The organism is Micromonospora sp. WMMD734 (genome assembly GCF_049178975.1).
Classification (GTDB): Bacteria; Actinomycetota; Actinomycetes; order Mycobacteriales; family Micromonosporaceae; genus Micromonospora; species Micromonospora wenchangensis.
The window spans coordinates 4,616,162-4,636,687 of sequence record NZ_JBMHMK010000001.1 but is presented as its reverse complement, the minus strand read 5'-3'; the positions used below and the strand labels follow the sequence as shown (position 1 = coordinate 4,636,687).

Annotated in this window: 19 protein-coding genes and 1 tRNA gene; 13 read left to right on the top strand and 7 right to left on the bottom strand. The window is 73.5% G+C overall.

All coding sequences use genetic code 11. The features are described 5' to 3' along the window. Window positions 1-3: 3 nt before the first annotated feature. From ACN267_RS19685 to ACN267_RS19645, 9 genes are all read left to right on the top strand, one after another. Complete coding sequence (locus ACN267_RS19685) at window positions 4-741, top strand: DUF4129 domain-containing protein (protein WP_204957257.1); 738 nt, start codon at window positions 4-6, stop codon at window positions 739-741. 31 nt (window positions 742-772) lie between these two features. Beyond that, window positions 773-1,360 (top strand): hypothetical protein, encoded by a 588-nt coding sequence (locus tag ACN267_RS19680; protein ID WP_204956480.1) that lies wholly within the window; start codon window positions 773-775, stop codon window positions 1,358-1,360. Next, window positions 1,360-2,367: an AAA family ATPase gene (locus ACN267_RS19675; RefSeq protein WP_145917951.1), complete on the top strand. Its 1,008-nt coding sequence runs from the start codon at window positions 1,360-1,362 to the stop codon at window positions 2,365-2,367. The genes ACN267_RS19680 and ACN267_RS19675 overlap by 1 nt, the downstream gene beginning before the upstream one ends. 5 nt (window positions 2,368-2,372) lie before the next feature. Beyond that, window positions 2,373-3,737: a DUF58 domain-containing protein gene (locus tag ACN267_RS19670; protein WP_372445865.1), complete on the top strand. Its 1,365-nt coding sequence runs from the start codon at window positions 2,373-2,375 to the stop codon at window positions 3,735-3,737. Further along, window positions 3,734-4,303 carry a hypothetical protein gene (locus ACN267_RS19665; RefSeq protein WP_204956481.1) on the top strand — a complete coding sequence of 190 codons (570 nt, stop codon included), beginning with the start codon at window positions 3,734-3,736 and terminating at the stop codon, window positions 4,301-4,303. Before ACN267_RS19670 ends, ACN267_RS19665 begins: the two co-directional genes overlap by 4 nt. A 92-nt stretch (window positions 4,304-4,395) precedes the next feature. Then, window positions 4,396-5,733: an NAD(P)/FAD-dependent oxidoreductase gene (locus ACN267_RS19660; protein ID WP_281900467.1), complete on the top strand. Its 1,338-nt coding sequence runs from the start codon at window positions 4,396-4,398 to the stop codon at window positions 5,731-5,733. A gap of 132 nt (window positions 5,734-5,865) precedes the next feature. Continuing rightward, a tRNA-Leu gene (locus ACN267_RS19655) sits at window positions 5,866-5,949 on the top strand. Between the two features lie 108 nt (window positions 5,950-6,057). After that, a complete protein-coding gene (locus ACN267_RS19650) occupies window positions 6,058-6,879 on the top strand; it encodes a Bax inhibitor-1/YccA family protein (protein WP_204956483.1) in 822 nt (273 codons plus the stop codon). Window positions 6,880-6,973: 94 nt separating this feature from the next. Beyond that, the gene (locus ACN267_RS19645) at window positions 6,974-7,294 is read left to right on the top strand and encodes a hypothetical protein (protein WP_204956484.1); all 321 of its coding nucleotides are present in this window, start codon (window positions 6,974-6,976) and stop codon (window positions 7,292-7,294) included. 3 nt (window positions 7,295-7,297) lie between these two features. Here ACN267_RS19645 and ACN267_RS19640 read toward each other — a convergent pair whose 3' ends face one another. From ACN267_RS19640 to ACN267_RS19630, 3 genes are all read right to left on the bottom strand, one after another. Beyond that, window positions 7,298-8,560, bottom strand: a complete 1,263-nt coding sequence (locus ACN267_RS19640) for an acetyl-CoA C-acetyltransferase (protein WP_281900461.1) — start codon at window positions 8,558-8,560, stop codon at window positions 7,298-7,300. Between the two features lie 131 nt (window positions 8,561-8,691). Then, window positions 8,692-9,495, bottom strand: a complete 804-nt coding sequence (locus ACN267_RS19635; RefSeq protein ID WP_204956486.1) for an SGNH/GDSL hydrolase family protein — start codon at window positions 9,493-9,495, stop codon at window positions 8,692-8,694. 85 nt (window positions 9,496-9,580) lie between these two features. Then, a complete protein-coding gene (locus ACN267_RS19630; protein ID WP_204956487.1) occupies window positions 9,581-10,630 on the bottom strand; it encodes an SGNH/GDSL hydrolase family protein in 1,050 nt (349 codons plus the stop codon). A 181-nt stretch (window positions 10,631-10,811) separates the two neighbouring features. Between ACN267_RS19630 and ACN267_RS19625 the strand changes: the two genes are divergently transcribed. The 3 genes from ACN267_RS19625 (at window position 10,812) to ACN267_RS19615 (ending at window position 13,708) form a co-directional block, all read left to right on the top strand. Next, window positions 10,812-11,168 (top strand): YkvA family protein, encoded by a 357-nt coding sequence (locus ACN267_RS19625; protein WP_421489327.1) that lies wholly within the window; start codon window positions 10,812-10,814, stop codon window positions 11,166-11,168. A 75-nt stretch (window positions 11,169-11,243) separates the two neighbouring features. Next, entirely contained in the window at window positions 11,244-12,614 is a 1,371-nt protein-coding gene (locus tag ACN267_RS19620) for a cystathionine beta-synthase (protein ID WP_204956489.1), read from the top strand. Window positions 12,615-12,784: 170 nt separating this feature from the next. Beyond that, complete coding sequence (locus tag ACN267_RS19615; protein WP_421489326.1) at window positions 12,785-13,708, top strand: hypothetical protein; 924 nt, start codon at window positions 12,785-12,787, stop codon at window positions 13,706-13,708. A 2-nt stretch (window positions 13,709-13,710) separates the two neighbouring features. On the opposite strand, the gene ACN267_RS19610 is transcribed toward ACN267_RS19615, so the two are convergent. Further along, the gene (locus tag ACN267_RS19610; RefSeq protein ID WP_421489325.1) at window positions 13,711-14,229 is read right to left on the bottom strand and encodes a GNAT family N-acetyltransferase; all 519 of its coding nucleotides are present in this window, start codon (window positions 14,227-14,229) and stop codon (window positions 13,711-13,713) included. After that, window positions 14,226-15,155: a ribonuclease Z gene (locus ACN267_RS19605; RefSeq protein WP_421489324.1), complete on the bottom strand. Its 930-nt coding sequence runs from the start codon at window positions 15,153-15,155 to the stop codon at window positions 14,226-14,228. The genes ACN267_RS19610 and ACN267_RS19605 overlap by 4 nt, the downstream gene beginning before the upstream one ends. 472 nt (window positions 15,156-15,627) lie before the next feature. Here ACN267_RS19605 and ACN267_RS19600 point away from each other — a divergent pair, with 472 nt between their 5' ends. Further along, window positions 15,628-17,364 (top strand): alpha/beta hydrolase domain-containing protein, encoded by a 1,737-nt coding sequence (locus ACN267_RS19600; protein ID WP_421489323.1) that lies wholly within the window; start codon window positions 15,628-15,630, stop codon window positions 17,362-17,364. 158 nt (window positions 17,365-17,522) lie between these two features. On the opposite strand, the gene ACN267_RS19595 is transcribed toward ACN267_RS19600, so the two are convergent. Both ACN267_RS19595 and ngg read right to left on the bottom strand, forming a co-directional pair. Continuing rightward, the gene (locus tag ACN267_RS19595) at window positions 17,523-18,698 is read right to left on the bottom strand and encodes an osmoprotectant NAGGN system M42 family peptidase (protein ID WP_204956494.1); all 1,176 of its coding nucleotides are present in this window, start codon (window positions 18,696-18,698) and stop codon (window positions 17,523-17,525) included. Then, window positions 18,695-20,524, bottom strand: a complete 1,830-nt coding sequence (gene ngg, locus ACN267_RS19590; RefSeq protein ID WP_421489322.1) for an N-acetylglutaminylglutamine synthetase — start codon at window positions 20,522-20,524, stop codon at window positions 18,695-18,697. The genes ACN267_RS19595 and ngg overlap by 4 nt, the downstream gene beginning before the upstream one ends. Window positions 20,525-20,526: the final 2 nt, after the last annotated feature.

The window sequence follows — 20,526 nt, the reverse complement described above, 5'->3', positions numbered from 1 at the left end:
GCGATGGACCTCGGCGTACTGCGCAGGTGGTGGCCCGTCGCCCTGGTGACGCTGCTGCTGCTCGCCGCCGCGCTCGCCGCCGGGCACTCCTCGATCGGCGCGAGCCGCATCCCGCCGGCCGCCGACAACATCCCCTACGTCCCGGACTACCCCACGGCGGAGCCGGCCGCGTCGATCCCGATCGAGCCGCGTACCGAGGCCGCACAGACCCGGCCGAGCGTCCCGCAGTGGATCGCCACGGCCGCGATCGTGCTGCTCGCCACGGCGATCCTGGCCGCCCTCGGCTACCTGGCCTTCACCCTGCTGCGCGGCGCGTTGCGGCGGACCACCCGGACGGTCCCGGTGGCGCGGGCCCGACGTACCGCCGAGGGCACCGCGCGGGAGGTGGTGGCCGCGCTCGACGCCGGCCTGGAGGAGTTGGACGACGCCGACACCGACCCGCGTACGGCCGTCATCGCCTGCTGGGTGCGGCTGGAGGAGGCCGCCACCGAGGCGGGCGTGCCGAGGCTCACCGGGGACACCCCGACCGACCTGGTGACCCGGCTGCTGCGCGGCGACCCGGCGGCCGGGGTGCCCGCGATCGCCAGCGCCGACGTGCTGGACGGCTTCGCCCACGTCTACCGCGAGGCCCGCTACGCCACCCGCAGCGTCGACGCGCGGATGCGGGACCAGGCCCGGGGGGCGCTGCGCCGGCTGCGCGGTGAACTCGCCGCCCTGGCCGACCCGCAGGTGCCGGCGTGACCGCCCGCCACGCACCCGGCGGGGTGTCGGGGTGAGCGAGTCGGCCGGTCTGGACGACCTGTTCAGTTTCGAGGAGGAGCCGCCGGCCCGGTCCGGTCGGGCCCGGGGCGGGCGCGTGCGCTGGCTGTTCCGGCTGCTGCTGACCGCCGCCGGGGTGACCGCCGTGGTCGTGGTCGGGCTGCGCGCGGTCGGCCTGCAACTGTCGCTCGGCATCGTGGTGGCCGGGGTGCTGGCGGTGCTCACCGTCCGCCGGGTCACCGCCGCGCTGTCCCCGCCGCCCCCGCCCCGCAGCGGTGCCCGGACCCCCGCCGGGGAGGAACCGGGTGCCTACAACTGGGCGGCCCGGGACGCGCTGCGGGCCGCGATCAACGGCTGGGAACGACCGCTGGACTGGTCGTCGGGCAACCAGGAGCGGTTCACCGAGCGGATCCTGCCCCGTCTCGGCGAACTGGCCGACGAGCGGCTGCGCCAACGCCACGGCCTGACCCGGGAATCCGACCCGACCCGGGCCCGCGCCCTGCTTGGGGAGCCGCTGTGGAGCTTCCTCGACACCCCCTCCCGCCGTCCCCCGTCGCCGCGCGACCTCGCGGCGATCGTCGCCGAACTGGAGAAGATCTGATGAACGACGTGGACCGCAGCATTCCCGCCACGGAGGTCGGCCACCTGGCCCGGGCGGTGCTGGACGCGGTCGGCACGGTCGTGGTCGGCAAACGGGAGGCCCTGGAACTGGTCCTCGCCGGCATCCTGGCCGGCGGGCACGTGCTGCTGGAGGACCTGCCCGGCCTGGGCAAGACGCTGACCGCGCGGTCCTTCGCCCAGGCCCTCGGGTTGGATTTCCGCCGGCTCCAGTTCACCCCCGACCTGCTGCCCGCCGACGTCACCGGCTCGTTCCTCTACGACCAGCGCAGCGGCGACTTCTCCTTCCGGGCCGGCCCGCTCTTCACCAACCTGCTGCTCGCCGACGAGATCAACCGGACCCCGCCGAAGACCCAGTCGGCGTTGCTGGAGGCGATGCAGGAGAAGCAGGTCTCCGTCGAGGGTGTCACCTACCGGCTCGACGAGCCGTTCCACGTTCTGGCCACCGCCAACCCGATCGAGTACGAGGGGACGTACCCGCTGCCGGAGGCGCAGCTCGACCGGTTCCTGCTGCGGGTGTCGTTCGGCTACCCGCAGCGCGACGAGGAGTGGGAGGTGCTGCGTCGCCGGATGGACCGCCGCCGGGAGGAGGCGCAGATCGAACCGGTGGTCGACGCCGGAACCCTGCGGGCCATGCAGGCCGCGCTGGAGGACGTGGTGGTGGAGGACTCCGTCGGCAGGTACATCGTGGACCTCACCGCGGCCACCCGGGAGCACCCGTCGGTGCTGGTCGGCGCATCCCCCCGGGGCTCGCTGGCGTTGCTGCTGCTGGCCCGGGTGCGGGCCGTCTTCGCCGGTCGGGACTACGTGGTGCCGGAGGACGTCAAGGAGGTGGCCGCCCCCGCACTGGCGCACCGGATCACGTTGCGTCCGGAGATGTGGCTACGCCGGGTGGACCCGTCGTTCGTGGTCGGTGAGGTGCTGGAGCAGACCCCGGCCCCGGCCAGCGGCGCGCTGCCCAGCTACGCGGCCGGCCGGGCCGGGCGCTGATCGTCGTGCCGGACCGTCAGGAGCCGACGGCGGGCTGGTCGCCCACCTGGGCGCTGGGCCGGGCGGTGCTGCTCACCGGACTGCTGCTGATCGCCGCCGTGCTGCTCGGCCGGGTCGACCTGGTGGTGCTGGCCACCCCGTTCGCGCTCGGCACCGCGTACGCCCTGCGCCGCCGGCCGACCGCCGCCCCGCAGTTGGCGATCACCGCCGAGGACGCCCAACTGGTCGAGGGCGGTGACCTGGCCGGCGCGGTGGCGGTGGGCAACCCGGACACCGTGCCGTACGACGTGGTGGTGGTCCGGACCCGGGTCTCGCCGTGGCTGTCGGTACGCCGGGCCGACTTCGGCGGGATCGGGTTGGACGTCAGCCGCTCCGGTGGCATGGACCGGCCCTTCGTGACGGCGCTGTCCAGCGGCACCGCCGTCGACCTGGAACTGACCGGCACCGCGCTGCGCTGGGGGCGGCACCCGATCGGCCCGGCCGGTGCCCGCGCCGCCGCCGCCGACGGGCTGCTGGTCTCCCGCGCGGTGCTCACCGAACCGGTGCGGATGCGGGTCTACCCGAAGACCGAACCGTTCGAGGCGGTGGAGGCGATGCCCCGGGCCGCCGGGCTGGTCGGCGCGCACCGCTCGCGGCGGCCGGGGGAGGGCGGCGAACTGGCCGGGGTACGGGTCTTCGGGCCGGGGGACCGGCTGCGCCGCATCGACTGGCGGGTGTCGCTGCGGACCCGGCAACTGCACGTGGCGTCGACCCTGTCCGACCGGGACGCCGAGGTGGTCGTCCTGCTCGACGTGCTGGCCGAGGCGGGCCGCTCCGGCGGGGTGGCCGGGGCGGCGTCCGTGCTGGACACCACGGTCCGGGCCGCCGCCGCGATCGCCGAGCACTACCTGCACCGGGGTGACCGGGTGGCGCTGCTGGAGTACGGTCCGGCGGCCCGCCGGCTGCGCCCGGCCACCGGCCGCCGGCAGTACCTGACGGTGCTGGAGTGGCTGCTCGACGTGCACGCCGAGTCGGCCCCGCACGATTCGTACGACCAGGTCTTCGGCCCGCAGGTGCTCTCCGCCGACGCGCTGGTGGTGGTGCTCACCCCGCTGCTCGACGAGCGGTCCGCGCAGATGCTGGCCCGGTTGGCCCGGGGCGGTCGCTTCGTGGTGGCGGTGGACACCTTGCCGACCGATCTCGCCCCGCCCGGTGACCGGGGGTGGGCGCCGGTGGCGTACCGGTTGTGGCGGCTGGACCGGGACACGATGATCGCCCAGCTCCGGGAGCACGGGGTGCCGGTGGTCGGGTGGGCCGGCGCGGGCAGCCTGGACCAGGTGCTGCGGGACGTCGCCCGGTTGGCGACCGCACCCCGGGTGGGTGGCCGGTGAGCCCGGTCGAGGCGGCCCGGGAACGGGTCCGCCAGGCGGGTACGGCGGTGCGCCGGGTGGCCCTGCTGCCGTTGCTGGTGCGCGGCCTGGTCTTCCTGGTGGTGCTGGCCGGCCTGCTGCTGGCGTACCCGGTGGAGCTGTTCCAGGCCCGGTCGCTGCTCGCGCTGACGGTGGTGGCGGTGCTGCCGGCGGTGGCCCCGCGCCGGATCTGGCCGACTTTCGCCGCGTTGGTCACGGTGGGCGGTTGGGTGTTCGCCTCGGCCGGTTACGACAGGCCGATCGCGTTGTGGAGGTTGTTGGTGGTGGCGACCCTGCTCTACCTCGGACACACCCTCTGTGCCCTGCTGGCCGTGCTGCCCTACGACGGGGCGGTCGACCCGGACGTGGTGCTGCGCTGGCTCATCCGGGCCGGCGCGGTGGTGCTCGCCTCCGCGGTGGCCGGGGTGCTGCTGACCCGGGCGGGGCAACTCGGCCCGGATGACGGTTTCCAGCTCGCCACAGTGGTGGGACTGCTGGTGGCGGTGGGTCTGAGCGGGTTGCTGGGCTGGCTGCTGCGCCGTCGGTGAGGCGACGTTGCGCAGCTCACAGCTGTTGTGCTCCGTCACAGATGGGGGTCTCGAAGGGTATTTCCGCAGCCGCCCGGGGAAAGATGGATGACGTGAATCCGAAGCGGATCCTTGTCGTGGGTGCCGGGCACGTGGGCCTGTACGCCGCTCTGCGCCTGTCCAAGAAGCTGAGCTCCCGTGAGGCCGAGGTCGTCGTGGTCGACCCGCAGCCGCACATGACGTACCAGCCGTTCCTGCCCGAGGCGGCGGCCGGCAACATCTCCCCCCGGCACTCCGTGGTGCCGCTGCGACGCGAGCTGCGCAAGTGCAAGGTCGTCGCGGGCGCGGTGACCCGGATCGACCACAGCCGCAAGACCGCCGTGGTGCAGCCGATCTCCGGCCCGACCCGGGAGATCCCCTACGACCACGTGGTCGTGGCCCCCGGCTCGGTGTCCCGCACCCTGCCGATCCCCGGCCTGCACGAGCACGGGATCGGGTTCAAGACCATCGGCGAGGCCATCTACCTGCGCAACCACGTGCTGGACCGGCTCGACGTGGCCGCCGCCACGCCGGACCCCGACGTCCGCCGCTCCGCGCTGACGTTCACCTTCGTCGGCGGCGGCTACGCCGGCATCGAGGCGTTGGCCGAGATGGAGGACATGGCCCGGGACGCGCTGCGCTACTACCCGGAGCTGAAGCCCGACGACATGCGCTGGGTGCTGGTCGAGGCGACCCAGCGGGTGCTGCCCGAGGTCGACCGGGACATGGGCGCGTACACGGTGCAGCAGTTGCTGAAGCGGAACATGGACATCCGGTTGGACACCCGGCTGGAGTCCTGCGTCGACGGTGTGGTGAAGCTCTCCGACGGCGACAGCTTCCGTTCCGACACCATCGTCTGGACGGCCGGCGTGAAGCCGTCGCCGATGCTGGACCGCACCGACTTCCCCCGCGACGAGCGGCGGCGGGTCACCTGCCTGCCCACCCTCCAGGTCGTCGACGGCGACCGGGTGGTCGAGGGGGCGTGGAGCGCCGGTGACTGTGCCGCCGTCCCGGACCTCACCAAGGAACCGGGCAACTACTGCTCGCCGAGCGCCCAGCACGCGGTGCGGCAGGCCGCCCGGATGGCCGACAACATCGCGCTGGTGGTGCGGGGCCGGCCGCCTGTCGACTACAAGCACAAGCACGCCGGCAGCGTGGCCAGCCTCGGCCTGCACAAGGGCGTGGCCCAGGTGTACGGCATCAAGATGAAGGGCTGGCCGGCCTGGTTCATGCACCGGACGTACCACATGAGCCGGATCCCGTCGTTCAACCGCAAGGTCCGGGTCGTGGTGGACTGGTCGCTGGCCTTCTTCCTCAAGCGTGAGGTGGTCGCGCTCGGTCAGCTGCACGACCCGCGTGAGGAGTTCGCGGAGGCGTCGCAGCCGATCCCGATCACCAGCAGGGCGGCCTGACCGTCCGGTCCGACGCCGAACGCCCCTTTCCGCCTCGCGGGAAGGGGCGTTCGACGTCGGCGGGGTACGTCGGGGCGACGCGGACCGGTTACCGTGTGACTGCACCGCAGCGCATCGACGTGACGCGCTCCCGCCCGGGTGGTGGAACGGCAGACACGGCCGCCTTAAAAGCGGCTGCCGCAAGGCGTGCGGGTTCGAGACCCGCCCCGGGCACCACACTCTCAGCTTTCCCACAGCCTCCCGACCGGCGGCGGTAGGGCCCCGCCGTCTACCCTGGGAGTGCACGTTTGCGTGCGACTGACCCCCTGAGGGAGGCCTGAGACAGTGAAGACCTCGAACCCGGTGCTCGCCCGGCTCGGCCAGGCGGCCGAGCGGGAGCGTTCCGCCGGGTACGCCCAGCCCGGGCCGTACGGTTACGGACAGCCCGGCATTCCGCAGCAGTACCCGGGCCAGCCGGGCTCCCCGGTCGCCCCGACGGTGTCCGGCACGATGACCGTCGACGACGTCGTCGTCAAGACCGTCGCGCTCCTGGCCATCCTCGGCGTCTCCGCCGCCGCCGCCTGGATCCTGGTGCCGGATTCGGTGCTCGGCGTCGCGTGGATCGGCGCGGCGATGGTCGGCCTGGTCCTCGGCCTGATCATCTCGTTCTCCCGGGTCGCCAACCCGGCCCTGGTCGTCGTGTACGCGATCGTCGAGGGCGCGTTCGTCGGCCTGGTCAGCAAGGTCTACGAGACGGCCTACCAGGGCATCGTGCTCCAGGCCGTGGTCGCCACCTTCGGCGTCTTCTTCGTGATGACCATGCTCTACAAGGCGCGCGTCATCCGGGCCACCCCCAAGTTCGTCAAGGGCATGATCGCTGTGATGGCGGGCCTGTTCGCCGTCATGCTGATCAACCTGGTGCTCGCGCTGTTCGGCGTGAACACCGGCCTGCGCGACAGCAGCCCGCTGGCCATCGGGTTCAGCCTGGTCTGCATCGTGGTCGCCTCGTTGAGCTTCGTGCTCAGCTTCAAGGAGGTCGAGGACGGCGTCCGGATGGGGCTGCCGGCCCGCTACTCCTGGACGGCCGCGTTCGGCATCGTGGTCAGCCTGGTCTGGCTCTACCTGGAGATGCTCCGCCTGATCAGCTACTTCCAGGGCGACGACTGATGGTTTCGCACCCGACGCCCGCCACCGCGCACCCTGCGGCGGCGGGCGTCGTCGTCTGCGCACCTCCGGCCGGTGGTGCGTAGACTCGCCGACGATGAGCGCAGCGGAGTTGGGTCGGGCGGTGGACCTGCTGGTCCGTCAGGTGGGCCACTGGCAGCAGCCGCGCTGGGCGGCGGTCGCCGCGGGCGGCAACGTGTCCCGGGCCGACCTGGTGCACAAGCTGGTGCAGGAGGTCGCCGACCTGGCGGCCGACGCCGAGGGTGAGCCCCGGCGGGACGTGCCCCGGCTGGCGCACCCGATGGCGCTGCCCGACCAGCTCCGGGTGGTCGCGGCGGACCTGGTGGCCGCCGGCCCGCCGGAGGCGGTGCTGGCCGGGGCCGCCGCCCTGGTGACGGCGACCCGCGGCGCGCTGTAGGGCTCAGCTGAGCCGTTCGAGCACCATCGCCATGCCCTGACCGCCACCGACGCACATGGTCTCCAGGCCGATGGTCGCGTCGTGCCACTGCAGGGCGTTGAGCAGGGTGCCGGTGATCCGGGCACCGGTCATCCCGAACGGGTGGCCGACGGCGATCGCCCCGCCCATCACGTTGACCTTCTCCTCCGGGACGCCGAGCTGCCGGTACGACGGGATCACCTGGGCGGCGAACGCCTCGTTGATCTCGACCAGGTCGACGTCGTCCACGGTCATCCCGGCCCGGCGCAGCGCCTGCCGGGACGCCTCGACCGGGCCGAGGCCCATGATCTCCGGCGACAGGGCGGTGACGCCGGTGGAGACGATCCGGGCCAGCGGGGTCAGCCCCAGCTCGTCGGCCCGCTGGGCGCTCATCACCACCACGGCGGCGGCACCGTCGTTGAGCGGGCAGCAGTTGCCGGCGGTGATCCGGCCGTCCGGGCGGAACACCGGCTTCAGCCCGGCCACCGCCTCCGGCGTGACCCCGGCGCGCGGCCCGTCGTCGGTGTCGACCACGCTGCCGTCGGGGGTGGTGACCGGGGTGATCTCGCGGGCCCAGAAGCCGTCGGCGATGGCCTTCTCGGCGAGGTTCTGGCTGCGTACGCCGAACGCGTCCATCTCCTCGCGGGTGATGTCGTACACCTGGGCCAGGTTCTCCGCGGTCTGACCCATGGCCAGGTAGATGTCGGGGAGCTGACCGGCCTCACGCGGGTCGGTCCACACCTCGGCGTCGCCCTGCGCGCGGGCCGCCGACCGCTGCCGGGCCGCGTCGAACCGTGGATTCTCCCAGCCGCCGCCGACCAGCGTCTGGGCCTCGGGCGGGAGCGTGTCGGAGTTGCCCCGGGCGTACCGGGAGACCATCTCGACCCCGGCGGAGACGAAGACGTCGCCCTCGCCGGCCCGGATCGCGTGCATCGCCATCCGGGTGGTCTGCAACGACGACGCGCAGTAGCGGGTCAGGGTGGCCCCGGGCAGCCCGTCCAGGCCCATCAGGGTGGCGACCACCCGGGCCAGGTTGAAGCCCTGCTCGCCGCCGGGCAGCCCGCAGCCGACGTAGAGGTCGTCGATGGTGGTGGGGTCGAGGCCGGGGACCTTGTCCAGCGCGGCCTGGACGATGGTGGCGGCGAGGTCGTCCGGGCGGACCTCGCGCAGGGAACCCTTGAACGCGCGGCCGATGGGGGACCGGGCGGTGGCGACGATGACGGCGTCGCGGGACGACTCAATCGGCATGAACCAACGTTAACTTGACGGTAACTTGGCGCGGAAGGACGCCGGCCAGCGGGAAATGTCACCCGTGTCGGCCCGGCCGGTCCGCCCGCCGGCCGCGACTCCTCGCAGCCGGCGGAACGGATCGAGACCGCTCAGTGCCGGGAGGCGACGTTCGCGGCGGCGACGACCGCCGGCAGCAGGGCGTGCGCCCAGACCCGGTAACCGTCGGCGGACGGGTGGAAACCGTCGTGGCAGAGCGTCCCGGCGTCGGCCCGGAACACCGGCCCGGTCTCCGTGCCCAGGTCGACGACCGTGCCACCGGCCTCCAGCACGGCGGCGGTCTGTGCCCGCGCGACCCGCCGGCCCGACCAGCCGATCACCTGCCGCAGCGGCGGGGCCACCGCGCGTACCGCCCCCAGGTCCGGGCAGGTGCCGACGACGACCTCGACCCGGGCCTCCCGCAGCCGACGCACCGCCGAGGCGAGGTACGCCGCCGCCTCCGCCGGCCGCCGCATGGCCGTGGCGTCGTTCGCTCCGATCAGCACCACCGCGACGTCCGGCCGGTCACCCAGCAGCGCCCGCGCCACCTGGGTCGCCAGGTCGGTGGAGCGGGAACCGGACACCCCCACGCTGGACAGGTGCACCCGCCGGCCGGTCGGCCCCTCGGTCAGCAGGTGGGCGAGCTGACCGCCGACCGTCTCGTCGAAGCGGGCCACCCCGACGCCGAGCGCCGAGGAGTCACCGAGCAGCACCAGCCGCAGCAGCGGGGCACCGGCCCGGCCGACCGTGGCCCGCAGCGCCAGCCCCAGCTCCGGCTGGGCGTAGTCGCGGTTGCGGGCCGCCACCGCCTGACCGGCGAGCACCGCCGCGCCACCGATCGTCCCGGCGACCAGGGAGACCGCTGCGGCCTTGCCGAGCCGTACGGCCAGCTCGCCGCCGAGTGAGCGGCCCGTCACGGGGTCACCGCCCGAAGGTCCACGGCGGCGGGGACCGGCCCGGCGGGGCGTCTGCGGCACCAGGTGGTTCGCTCGCTGTGCTCGCTCATGCCAGTCCCTCCAGTTGGGGTGAGTCGGCGCCGGTGCCGGGTTGCGGCACCGGGGCGACGCCGAAGAAGGCCCGCCGCCGCAGCTGCGCCCAGCGGCCGGCCGGGCCGTGGTCCCGGCCCCTGACCTGGGTGCCGCTGACCTCCGTGCCGGCGTTGCGGGCCGCCTCGTGGGCGGCCCGGGGCAGCGACCGTACGCCCTCGCCCGGGGCCAGCGTCGGCCGGCGCTCCCCGCTGCCGAGCGCCGACAGCACCGTCGGCAGGAGCGCGGCGGCGGCCATCGCGTAGCCCTCGGCGGAGGGGTGGAACCGGTCCCAGGCGAACATCCGGGTCGGCTCGGCGGAGAACCGGGGGCCGAGCAGGTCACCGAGGGAGACCGTCCAGCCGCCCGCCTCGACCACCGCGACCGTCTGGGCGGCGGCGAGCTGCCGGCTCCACCGCCTGGCCAACCAGCGCAGCGGGGGCTGGATCGGCCGGATCGCCCCCAGGTCGGGGCAGGTTCCGACGACCACCTCGCAGCCGGCGGCGCGTAGCGTGCGGACCGCGTCGACCAGGTGCCGGACCGCCACGGAGTAGGGCGACCGGTTGGTGATGTCGTTGCCGCCGATCAGGATCACCGCGACGTCAGGCGCGCACTCCAGGGCGGCCTCGACCTGCGGGCGCAGCCCGGCGGAGAGCGCACCGACGACGGCGAAGCGGTGCACCCGTACGGCCCGGTGCAGCCGCCGGGACAGCCCGGTGGCCAGCAGCGCGCCGAGGGTCTCGCGGCGTCGCGCCACCCCGTAGCTGGCGGCGGAGGAGTCACCGAGGATCACCATGGTCAGCGGCGGGCCGGGGATCTTGGCACCGTAGACGCCGTCGCAGCGCGGGGGCGGGGCCTGCGCCATCGGAATGGTGCGCCGGGCCTGCCGGGCCTGCCCGAGCAGCACGCCGCCGGTCGCGGCGACGGCCGCCGCGGTGGCACCCGTGCCGATCGCCGCCAGCCGGGCCACCTGCCGGGCGCGGTGCCAGCGCGGACCGAGCGGTACGACGGAACCTGCCACCCCCATACAGCGACATTATCGCGCCGCAGCGTCACCCCGCCTCCGTCGGGACGGCCGGTTTTCGGGCTGGGCGGCGACGGTTCTGGGTACCTGGTCGGGTGGCGGGATCACCGGTGGGTGTCCCGCCGCAGGTGGCGACGGCTTGCACGGGCCAGTCACGCTGGTCGGTGGAGAGGGGCTGGATGAGATGGGTAGGACATTGAAGCGCACCGCGGCGTTCACGGCGTTGGCCCGGTCGCTGGCGGCCGGCGCCCGGGGTGGTCCGTCGCTGGGCGCCCGGCTGGCGGCGCTGCCCCGGATGATCCGGGCCACCGCCCGGGGCGAGTACGACGGCGGGCTCCGGCTGGCGATGATGACGGCCGCGACGGTCTACGTGGTGTCGCCGGTCGACCTGGTCCCGGAGCTGTTCCTGACCGTGCTCGGTCTGGTGGACGACGCGGTCATGGTCACCTGGTTGGCCGGCAGCGTGCTGTCGGAGACCGAGCGCTTCCTGGAGTGGGAGGCCCGTCGGGCCTCCGTCATCCCCGGTCATGTGATGCCCTGAGGGCACGTACGCTGGGCGGCGAAGGACCGTCTGCCAGGCCGCCGTCGTCGGCGCCGCAACGAAGGGCACAACGAGGTGCAGTACTACGACAACGTCGTCGACCTGATCGGTAACACCCCGCTGGTGCGGCTGCGCAACGTCACCGCGGGCATCCGGGCGACCGTGCTGGCCAAGGTGGAGTACCTCAACCCGGGCGGCTCGGTGAAGGACCGGATCGCGCTGCGGATGGTGGAGGACGCCGAGGCCGCCGGGATCCTCCGCCCCGGTGGCACCATCGTCGAGCCGACCAGCGGCAACACCGGTGTCGGGCTGGCCCTGGTGGCGCAGCTCAAGGGCTACCACTGCGTCTTCGTCTGCCCCGACAAGGTCAGCCAGGACAAGCAGGACGTGCTGCGGGCGTACGGGGCCGAGGTGGTGGTCTGCCCGACCGCCGTCGCGCCGGAGGACCCGCGCTCCTACTACAACGTCTCCGACCGGCTGGCCCGGGAGATCCCCGGCGCGTGGAAGCCCGACCAGTACAGCAACCCGGCCAACCCGCGTTCGCACTACGAGACCACCGGCCCGGAGCTGTGGAAGCAGACCGGGGGCGGGCTCACCCACTTCGTGGCCGGGGTCGGCACCGGCGGCACCATCTCCGGCATCGGGCGCTACCTCAAGGAGGCGTCCGAGGGACGGGTCCGGGTGATCGGGGCGGACCCGGAGGGTTCGGTCTACTCCGGCGGCACCGGCCGGCCGTACCTGGTCGAGGGGGTCGGTGAGGACTTCTGGCCCGAGACGTACGACCGGGGTATCGCCGACGAGATCGTCGAGGTCTCCGACAAGGCGTCCTTCGAGATGACCCGGCGGCTGGCCCGCGAGGAGGGCCTGCTGGTCGGCGGCTCCTGCGGGATGGCCGTGGTGGCGGCGCTGGAGGTGGCCCGCGCCGCCGACCCGGACGACGTGGTCGTGGTGCTGCTGCCGGACAGCGGCAAGGGCTACCTGTCCAAGATCTTCAACGACCGGTGGATGGCCCGGTACGGCTTCCTCGACCACTCGGGCACCGAGCCGACGGTCGCCGACGCGCTGGCGAGCAAGCCGGGTGGCCTGCCCGAACTGGTGCACGTGCACCCCACCGAGACGGTCCGCGACGCCATCGACTACATGCGCGAGTACGGCGTCTCCCAGCTCCCGGTGCTCAAGGCCGAGCCGCCGGTGGTGACCGGCGAGGTGGCCGGCTCGATCGCCGAGCGGGATCTGCTGGACGCCCTGTTCACCGGCCAGGCGCACCTGCACGACACCATCGAACGGCACATGGCCGACCCGCTGCCGATGATCGGCGGCGGTCAGCCGGTGAGCGAGGCGGTGGGCATGCTGGAGAAGTCCGACGCGGCGCTGGTGTTGGTCGACGGCAAGCCCAAGGGCGTGCTGACCCGGCAGGACCTGCTCGCCCACCTCGGCGCGCACTGATCCGACCTGCTGGCGGGGCCCCTTCCGACGGGAGCGGCCCCGCACCGTGTCCGGGGTCGTGTCGGGGGCGGCCATTCACAGCGATGGCACAGGAGCAGCACAGAGGGCGTCCGTGCAGCCTGCCTACCGTCGGGACCAGCCGCGAGGCACCGACCCACGGGAGGAACGACATGCGCCACGACCTCGACCACCACGAGGGGCAGCGGGTCAGCCGCCGCCGGTTGATCGCCGGAGTCGGCTCGATCGGCCTGGCCGGTCTGCTCGCCGCCTGCGGCCGGGACGGCGGCACGGTCACCACGTCGACCGGCGAGACCGTGTCCCCGCAGGCGACCGCCAGCACGTCGACGGACCTGGCCGCGCTGTTCGGCACGGCGAACACCTGCACGTTGACCGCGAGCACCACGCAGGGCCCGTACTACTTCGACGCCGACAAGATCCGCAGCGACATCCGGGAGGACCGGGCGGGCACCCGGCTGCGGGTGGCGATCCGGGTGCAGGACAGCGAGCAGTGCGGGCCGCTGGCCAACGCGGTCGTGGAGATCTGGCACTGTGACGCGGCCGGCCTCTACTCGGGGGCGGAGGCCCAGTCGTCCGGCGCGTCCGGCGGCGGCACGTCGTCCGGCGGCACACCGCCCAGCGGCGCGCCCGGTGGCAACCCGCCCACCGGCAACCCGCCCACCGGCAACCCGCCCGGGGGTGGGGCGGCCCCGGGTGGCGGTGCCGAGGGATCGGCGGCGGACCTGACGCCGACCGACGACAAGCGCTACCTGCGCGGCGCGCAGGTCACCAACGCCGACGGGATCGTCGAGTTCACCACCATCTGGCCGGGCTGGTACCGGGGCCGCACCACGCACATCCACGCGATGGTGCACGTGGGCGACAACCGGGTGCTCACCACCCAGATGATGTTCGACGAGGCCCTCAACAGCAAGGTGTACGCCGCCGCGCCGTACGCCGCGCACACCGGGCGGGACACCTTCAACGACAACGACAACATCTTTGCCGAGACGATGCTGATGAAGGTCGTCGAGGACGGCGACGGCTACCTCTCGGTGATCAACTTCTCGGTCGACGCGGACCGGGACGGCACCTGAGGTCAGCAGCCCGGTAGCTGCCGGGCGTAGCGGAGCTGTGCGGTGGGGGCGCGCCCGATCCGCTCCTCCCGGCATTCGCCGGTGGCCTGCCAGCCGCCGCGCTCATAGAAGTGCCGGGCGGCGAGGTTGCGTTCCAGCACCCACAGCACCCCGCGACGCCAGCCCCGGGTGCGCATGGTGTCCAACGCGTCGACCATCAGCGCCCGGCCGGTGCCCCGGCCCCGTTCGGTCGGGTCGAGGTGGATGGCGTTGAGCAGCCCGGTCGCCGGGTCGCCCGCGTCGTCCGGGCCGAGATAGCTGAACCCGACCAGCCGGCCGTCCCGCTCGGCCACGGTCATCAGGTGCTCGTCGCGTTCCCACGTCCACCGCTCGACCCAGTACGCCCCCATCGCCTCGGGCGTCGGTTCGGCCAACGCCGCAGGCGGCAGGAACGACGAGTACGCCGCGACCCGGGACCGCTGGTGCAGGGCACCCACCGGCACCAGGTCGTCGGCGACGGCGGGACGGAGCGTGACGGTCACCCGGCCGAGGCTACCCGCCGGGGCGGGACGGGCACGGTGGTCAGGTCCTCGGCGACCACCAGCTCCCCGGTGAAGTGTTCGCGGGCCTCGTCGTGGAAGCGGCGCGGGTCGGCGTACCGCTGGGAGAAGTGGGTGAGCACCAGCGTGCGTACCCCGGACTCGGTGGCGACTCGGGCGGCCTGGCCGGCGGTCAGGTGGCCGACCTCGGCGGCGAGCGCGGCCTCCGAGGCGAGGAACGTCGACTCGATGACCAGCAGGTCGGCGTGCTCGGCGAGGGCGTACACCCCGTCGCAGAGGCCGGTGTCCATCACGAAGGCGAACCGCTGCCCCGGCCGGACGACGCTCACCTCGTCCCGGGTGACGCGGCGTCCGCCGACGTCCAGGTAACCGGCGCGCAGCAGCTTCCCGACGGCCGGCCCACCGATGCCGTACGCGGACAGCCGCTCCGGCAGCATCCGGCAGCCGTCCGGCTCGACCAGCCGGTAGCCGTACGTCTCGATCGGGTGCCGCAGCCGGCGGGCCTCCAGCGTGCCGACGCCCAGGGTGATCCGCTGCCCGTCGGCGGTGACCGGCTCGACGGCCAGTTCGGCGGTCTCGTGGAAGCTGCTGGCGTGCCGCAGCCTGGCGAAGTATTCCGCGCCGCCGGCGGGGAAGTGCACCGCCACCGGGTGCGGCACCCGGTCCAGGGAGAGCCGTTGGATGGTCCCGGGCAGGCCGAGGCAGTGGTCGCCGTGGAAGTGGGTGACGCAGATCCGGGTGAGGTCGGTGGCGGTGATCCCGGTGTGCAGGAGTTGCCGCTGGCTGCCCTCGCCGGGGTCGAAGAGGATCACCTCGTCGTCCCAGCGCAGCACGTAACCGTTGTGGTTGCGCAGCCGGGTGGGGGTCTGGCTGGCCGTGCCGAGCACGGTCAGCTCCCGCATGGACACCGCCGGCCTCCCCCGGAGACGAAGCGACCCCCGGGGCTTCCGTGCTCGCGCACGGGCCGACTGGACTGGGTCGGCACCCCGGGGGTCGGGTGGCTGTCGTGGATTCGCCGCACCGCTGCCACACGGTCTCGACGATCATGCTGGTCGTTCACTGTCGAGGACAGCGGCTAGCGGACAGCCACCTCACGAGTCCGATTGCTATACAAGTCTGGACCACCTCCTTTCCCGTGTACCGCCACGCTACCCACTGCACCCCGGGTGCCGGTAGTGATTTTTCGCGCGGTCCTGCGGCCGGGGGTCGCCCGTCGGCGGAGGGGCGATCCGGGGCGACTTTTGCTCGACGATGCAAAAGTTCGTGCACATCTGGCCTATCTTTCGCCTGAAGTGAGCATTACTCTCTGCCCCACAGCGGCCACCTCCCGCCGCTGCCCGCCCGAGCCGTCCCCTCGGTCGATCCCCCGTGAGGTGAACCGTGCCCGTCCCGCCCACCACCCCCAGGAACACCCGACGATCCAGGAACACCCGACGATCCCTGACCCTCGGCCTGGTCGGCGCGCTGGCCGTCGCCGCCGGCCCGGTCCCCCCGGCAGGTGCCGCCGCGCCGGCCACCACCCGACCGTCCACCGCCACCGGCGCGACCGTGGCGAACCCGGTGGTCGCCGGGCCGATCGCCCGGACCACCCCGGTCGGCGACCCCGGTCACGGCTACCCGTTCCTCGCCACCGACGTCAACCTGGCCGCCGCCGGCTACGTCGAGGAGGAGTTCTTCCTCTTCGGCACCGCCACCCGGTACGCCGTACAGGGCACCCAGAACGCGACCACCCTCGGCACCGACCAGCCGTACGGCACCCGGCTGGTGGTCCGTCGGCCCGCCAACACCAAGAAGTTCAACGGCGTCGTCATCGCCGAGTGGAACAACGTCAGCAACCAGTGGGACCAGGAGGTCGACTGGTTCCAGTCACACGAGCACCTGATCCGCTCGGGCTACGCCTGGGTCGGGGTCTCCGCCCAGCGGGCCGGGCTGCACTCCGCCACCGGGCTCAAGGCGTGGAGCCCCACCCGGTACGGCCCGCTGGACGTCACCGTCGGCGGCACCGTCACCGACGACAGCCTCTCGTACGACATCTTCAGCCAGGCGGTGAAGGCGGTCCGCAACCCGACCGGCGTCGACCCGCTGGGCAAGCTGCCCGCCCCGCAGTACGTGATCGCCACCGGCCACTCGCAGTCGGCCGGCCGGCTCGCGAACTACTACAACGGCGTCCAGCAGTCGGCGAACGTGCTCGACGCGGTCGTCCTGCACGGCGGCGGTGGGGTGCTGCGCACCGACCTGGCGACGCCGGTGTTCCGGATCAACTCCGAGGGGGACGTGGCCAGCGGCATCCTGCCCGCGGCGGCCCGCGCCCAGGCCGACTCGGCCGTCCTGCGCTCCTGGGAGGTCGCCGGCGCCTCGCACGGCGACTGGAAGCTGATCACCGACTACGGGCCGCTGCGCAAGCGGGACATCGGCAGCTACCCGGGCGGCTACCCGGGTGAGCCGCAGACCTGCACGCTGCCCTCGCTGTCGCGCATCCCGCAGCACATGGTGCAGAACGCCGGCTACGACCACACCGTCGCCTGGGTCGCCCAGGGGACCACCCCGCCGAACGCCCCACCGATCCGGACGACCACCACCACCCCACCGGCCGTCGCCCGCGACGACCTGGGACTCGCCCTCGGCGGCATCCGGCTCGCCCAGCATGAGGTGCCGCTGCGGGTCAACAGCGGGAGCAACACCGGGCCCGGCTTCTGCTTCCTCGACGGCAGTTCGGTGCCGTTGACCGATGCGCAGCTCGCCGCTCGCTACCCGACCGTCGGGGCGTACGTCGACGCCAGCGTCGCGGCCACCCTCGCCGCCGCCGACGCCGGCTACCTGCCCGCGCAGTTCACCCGCGATCCCGCCTGGTACTCCGACCTGCGTGACCTGATCGCCGAGTACGTCGCCGCCGGCCGGATCACCGAGTACGTGGCGGCCCGGCTGACCGACCGGCTCCAGCGCGCCGAGCAGGCCGGCACCGCCGGCAACGCGGCCCGCGCCGCCGAACTGCTGGCACAGCTGGCCGACCGGGCGCGGCAGCGGATCACCGGCGACCCGGCCGCCCGGGACGCGGTGCTGCGGGTGACCGAGGCGCTGATCACCCTGCTCGACGCGGCGGACCGCCGCAACCGGTGACCCGACGGTGAGGACCGATGCCACGGTGAGGGGCCGGGGCGTCGGGTGGGCGGCGGGCACGACGGAGGACGTCGGGCCCGCCGCCCACCGGTTACACCGGCACGACGGCTGTGCTCCCGGCCGGTGAGACCGCGCCAGCCGGGGGGCGGCGACGGCGGTCAGTCGATGCCGATCGGGCCCTCCCGGGGGCCGTCTTCGTTGGCCGGCTGCACCGCCAGCGACGGGAAGTCGGCCAGGTCGCCCTCCGGCTCGGCGTCCCACTCGGGGAAGACCAGGTCGCTCTGGAGATAGAGGCAGAGCAGCTGGGTCAGGTGGCGCAGCCCGTCCAGGTGGGTGCGCTCGTGACCGTGGGTGGCGTCCACCCCGAAACCGAGCAGCGCCACCCGGGCGTGCGCGCCCGCCTCGACCGCCGCCGCCACGTCCGAACGGTAGTAGTCGAAGACGTCACGGACCAGGTCCACCCCGTGTTCCCGGGCGATCGTGGCCAGGTTGCGGGTCAGGTGGTAGTCGAACGGGCCGACCCCGTCGCCCATCGCCAGGGTCGCCGCGTTCTCCCGGGACTGCTGGCCGGGCGCGACCACCGCCGCGTCCACCGAGACGATCTCGGCGACGTCCGGGTCGAGGCCGTGGCTCGCCCCGTGGCCGATCTCCTCGGTGACGGTGACCAGCAGGTGGGCGGTGACGGTGGGGGTGATACCGGCGTCCACCACCGCCTTGAACGCGGTCAGCACCGCCGCCACCCCGGCCTTGTCGTCCAGGTGCCGGGACTTCACATACCCGGACGGGGTGACCATCGGGTTCGGCAGGAACGCCACGAAGTCGCCCGCGTCGATGCCGAGCGCCCGTAGGCCGGCGATGTCCTCGACCGGCTCGTCGACCCGGACCTCGACGTGTTCCCAGCCGACGCCCTGCAGGTCGACGTCGTCGTTGTAGCGGTGCCCGCTGGCCTTCAACGGCAGCACCTGCCCGGTGACCACCCGGTCCAGGTCGTCGGTGAAGATCCGCACGTGCGCGCCCTCGGCGAACCGGGCCGAGTGGGTGCCGATGGTCTTCAGCTCCAGCCGGCCGTTCTCCTTGAGCCGCTTGACCATCCCGCCGATGGTGTCGGTGTGCACCACGATGGCCCGGTCGGCGCCGGTCTGCCGGGGGCCGGGCAGGCAGGCGCTCAGCGCCCCCCGCCGGGTCAGCGTGGACGGGATGCCCAGCGCGGACAGGCGTTCCCCCACGTACTGCTGCACGTGGTCGGTACGCCCCGACGGGCTGGGGATGTCCAGCAGTTCCACCAGCACCTGACGGAGGTAGTCCAGATCGATCTCCAGGGGCTTGAGGCTCACGCGACCCCTCCGGGCCCGGCCGGGCTCCAGAGGCGCTGCGGTGCCCGGGTGCCCGGGAAGAGCAGGTCCACGAAGCGTTCGGCGGTCGGCTGGGGCTCGTGGTTGGCCAGCCCCGGCCGCTCGTTCGCCTCGATGAACACGTGCTCGGGCTGGTCGGGGGCGGGGACCAGCAGGTCCAGCCCGGTCACCGGAATGTCCAGGGCCCGGCTCGCCGCCACGCAGGCAGTGGCGATCGCCGGGTGCAGTTCGGCCGTCACGTCGTGGATTGTGCCACCGGTGTGGAGGTTCGCCGTCCGGCGCACCGCCAACACCCGCCCCTCGGGCAGCACGTCGTGCATCCGGTGCCCCGCCTCGGCCACCACCTCGCGGGTCATGTCGTCGATCGGGATGCGGGACTCCCCACCGGTGGCGGCGGCCCGCCGTCGGCTCTGCCGTTCGATCAGCTCGGTGACGTCGTGCACCCCGTCGCCGGTGATCTGCGCCGGTCGGCGGACGGCGGCGGCCACCACCTCGTGGTCGATCACGATCACCCGCAGGTCCTCGCCCGCGCGCAGCTCCTCGATCAGCACGTCCGGGCAGAACCGGCGGGCCAGCTCGACGGCGGTGGCCAGCGCCTCGGCGGTGCGTACCCCGACGGTGATGCCGTTGCCCTGCTCACCCCGGGCCGGCTTGACCACCACCGGGCCGACGTCGGTGAGGAAGGCCAGGTCGTCGGCGTCGCCGGTGGCGGTCCGGCCACGTGGCACCGACAGTCCCGCCTCGGTGAGGATGCGCCTGGTGACCCGCTTGTCGTCGCAGCGGCTCATCGCCACCGCCGAGGTCAGCTCGGACAGCGACTCGCGGGTGACGATCGTCCGGCCGCCGTTGGTCAGCCGCAGCTCACCCCAGTGCGCGTCGGTGACCTCCACCCGGATGCCGCGCCGCATCGCCTCGTCGGCGACGATCTTGGCGTACGGGTTCAGCTCGTCGTAGCCCGCCGGGGCGGACGGCAGGAACAGCCGCTCGTTGATCGGGTTCTTCCGCTTCACGCAGAGCGTGCCGGTGCGGTGGAAGCCCAACCGCTCGTAGAGCCGGATCGCGCCGGAGTTCTCGGCCAGCACCGACAGGTCGACGAACGCGCGACCCCGCTCGTCGAGCCGGTCGGCCAGCTCGGTGAGCAGGGCCTGCCCGGTGCCGGGCGGGGCGGTGTTGAAGTCCACCGTCAGGCACCACAGGCTCGCGCCGTTCTCCCGGTCGCCGAAGACCGCCACGTGGTCGACGCCGGTGATGGTGCCGACGACCTCCCCGGTGCTCGCCTCGGCCACCAGGTGCAGGAACCGGTCGGTGCCGGCGTTGTCGACGAGCACGTCCACCGGCGCGGTGACCATGCCGTTGCGGGCGTAGATCCGGTTCACCGCGTCGGCGTCGTCGGCGTCGCGCAGCGGCCGGACGACCAGCCCCGGGATCTCCATCCGCTCGGTGGCCTCCGGGCGGCGCTCACCCAGCGGCAGCCGGTAGGTCAGCGACGGGTCGATGAACAGCTCGTCGGGCAGCCGGGACACCAGCACGTGCGGGTCGCGCAGGTAGATGCAGATGTCCCGGGAGCCGGCCGCCTCGGAGCGCAGCACGTGGGCCACCGCGACCTGCTCGTGGAAGGTCTGGCCGAACACCAGCCGCCCCCAGCCGCAGTCCAGGACCACGTCGGACGGCCCGGCCGGTTCCCGGCGCGGCTCCGGGGCGACGCCCGGCGCGACCGGGTCGCCGCCGGGACCGGTCCGTTCCCGGCGGCGGCCGAGCACCCGCTCCCGGTCGGTACGGGCCGTGCCGGTCGCGAGGGTCTCGTTCACGG

Bases quoted from the DNA above. Each gene is read 5' to 3' on its own strand.
- ACN267_RS19640 (WP_281900461.1), bottom strand. From the start codon at position 8,560: ATGCCGATTGAGTCGTCCCGCGACGCCGTCATCGTCGCCACCGCCCGG.
- ACN267_RS19615 (WP_421489326.1), top strand. From the start codon at position 12,785: ATGCGCCACGACCTCGACCACCACGAGGGGCAGCGGGTCAGCCGCCGC.
- ACN267_RS19685 (WP_204957257.1), top strand. From the start codon at position 4: ATGGACCTCGGCGTACTGCGCAGGTGGTGGCCCGTCGCCCTGGTGACG.
- ACN267_RS19625 (WP_421489327.1), top strand. From the start codon at position 10,812: ATGGGTAGGACATTGAAGCGCACCGCGGCGTTCACGGCGTTGGCCCGG.
- ACN267_RS19630 (WP_204956487.1), bottom strand. From the start codon at position 10,630: ATGGGGGTGGCAGGTTCCGTCGTACCGCTCGGTCCGCGCTGGCACCGC.
- ACN267_RS19645 (WP_204956484.1), top strand. From the start codon at position 6,974: ATGAGCGCAGCGGAGTTGGGTCGGGCGGTGGACCTGCTGGTCCGTCAG.
- ACN267_RS19675 (WP_145917951.1), top strand. From the start codon at position 1,360: ATGAACGACGTGGACCGCAGCATTCCCGCCACGGAGGTCGGCCACCTG.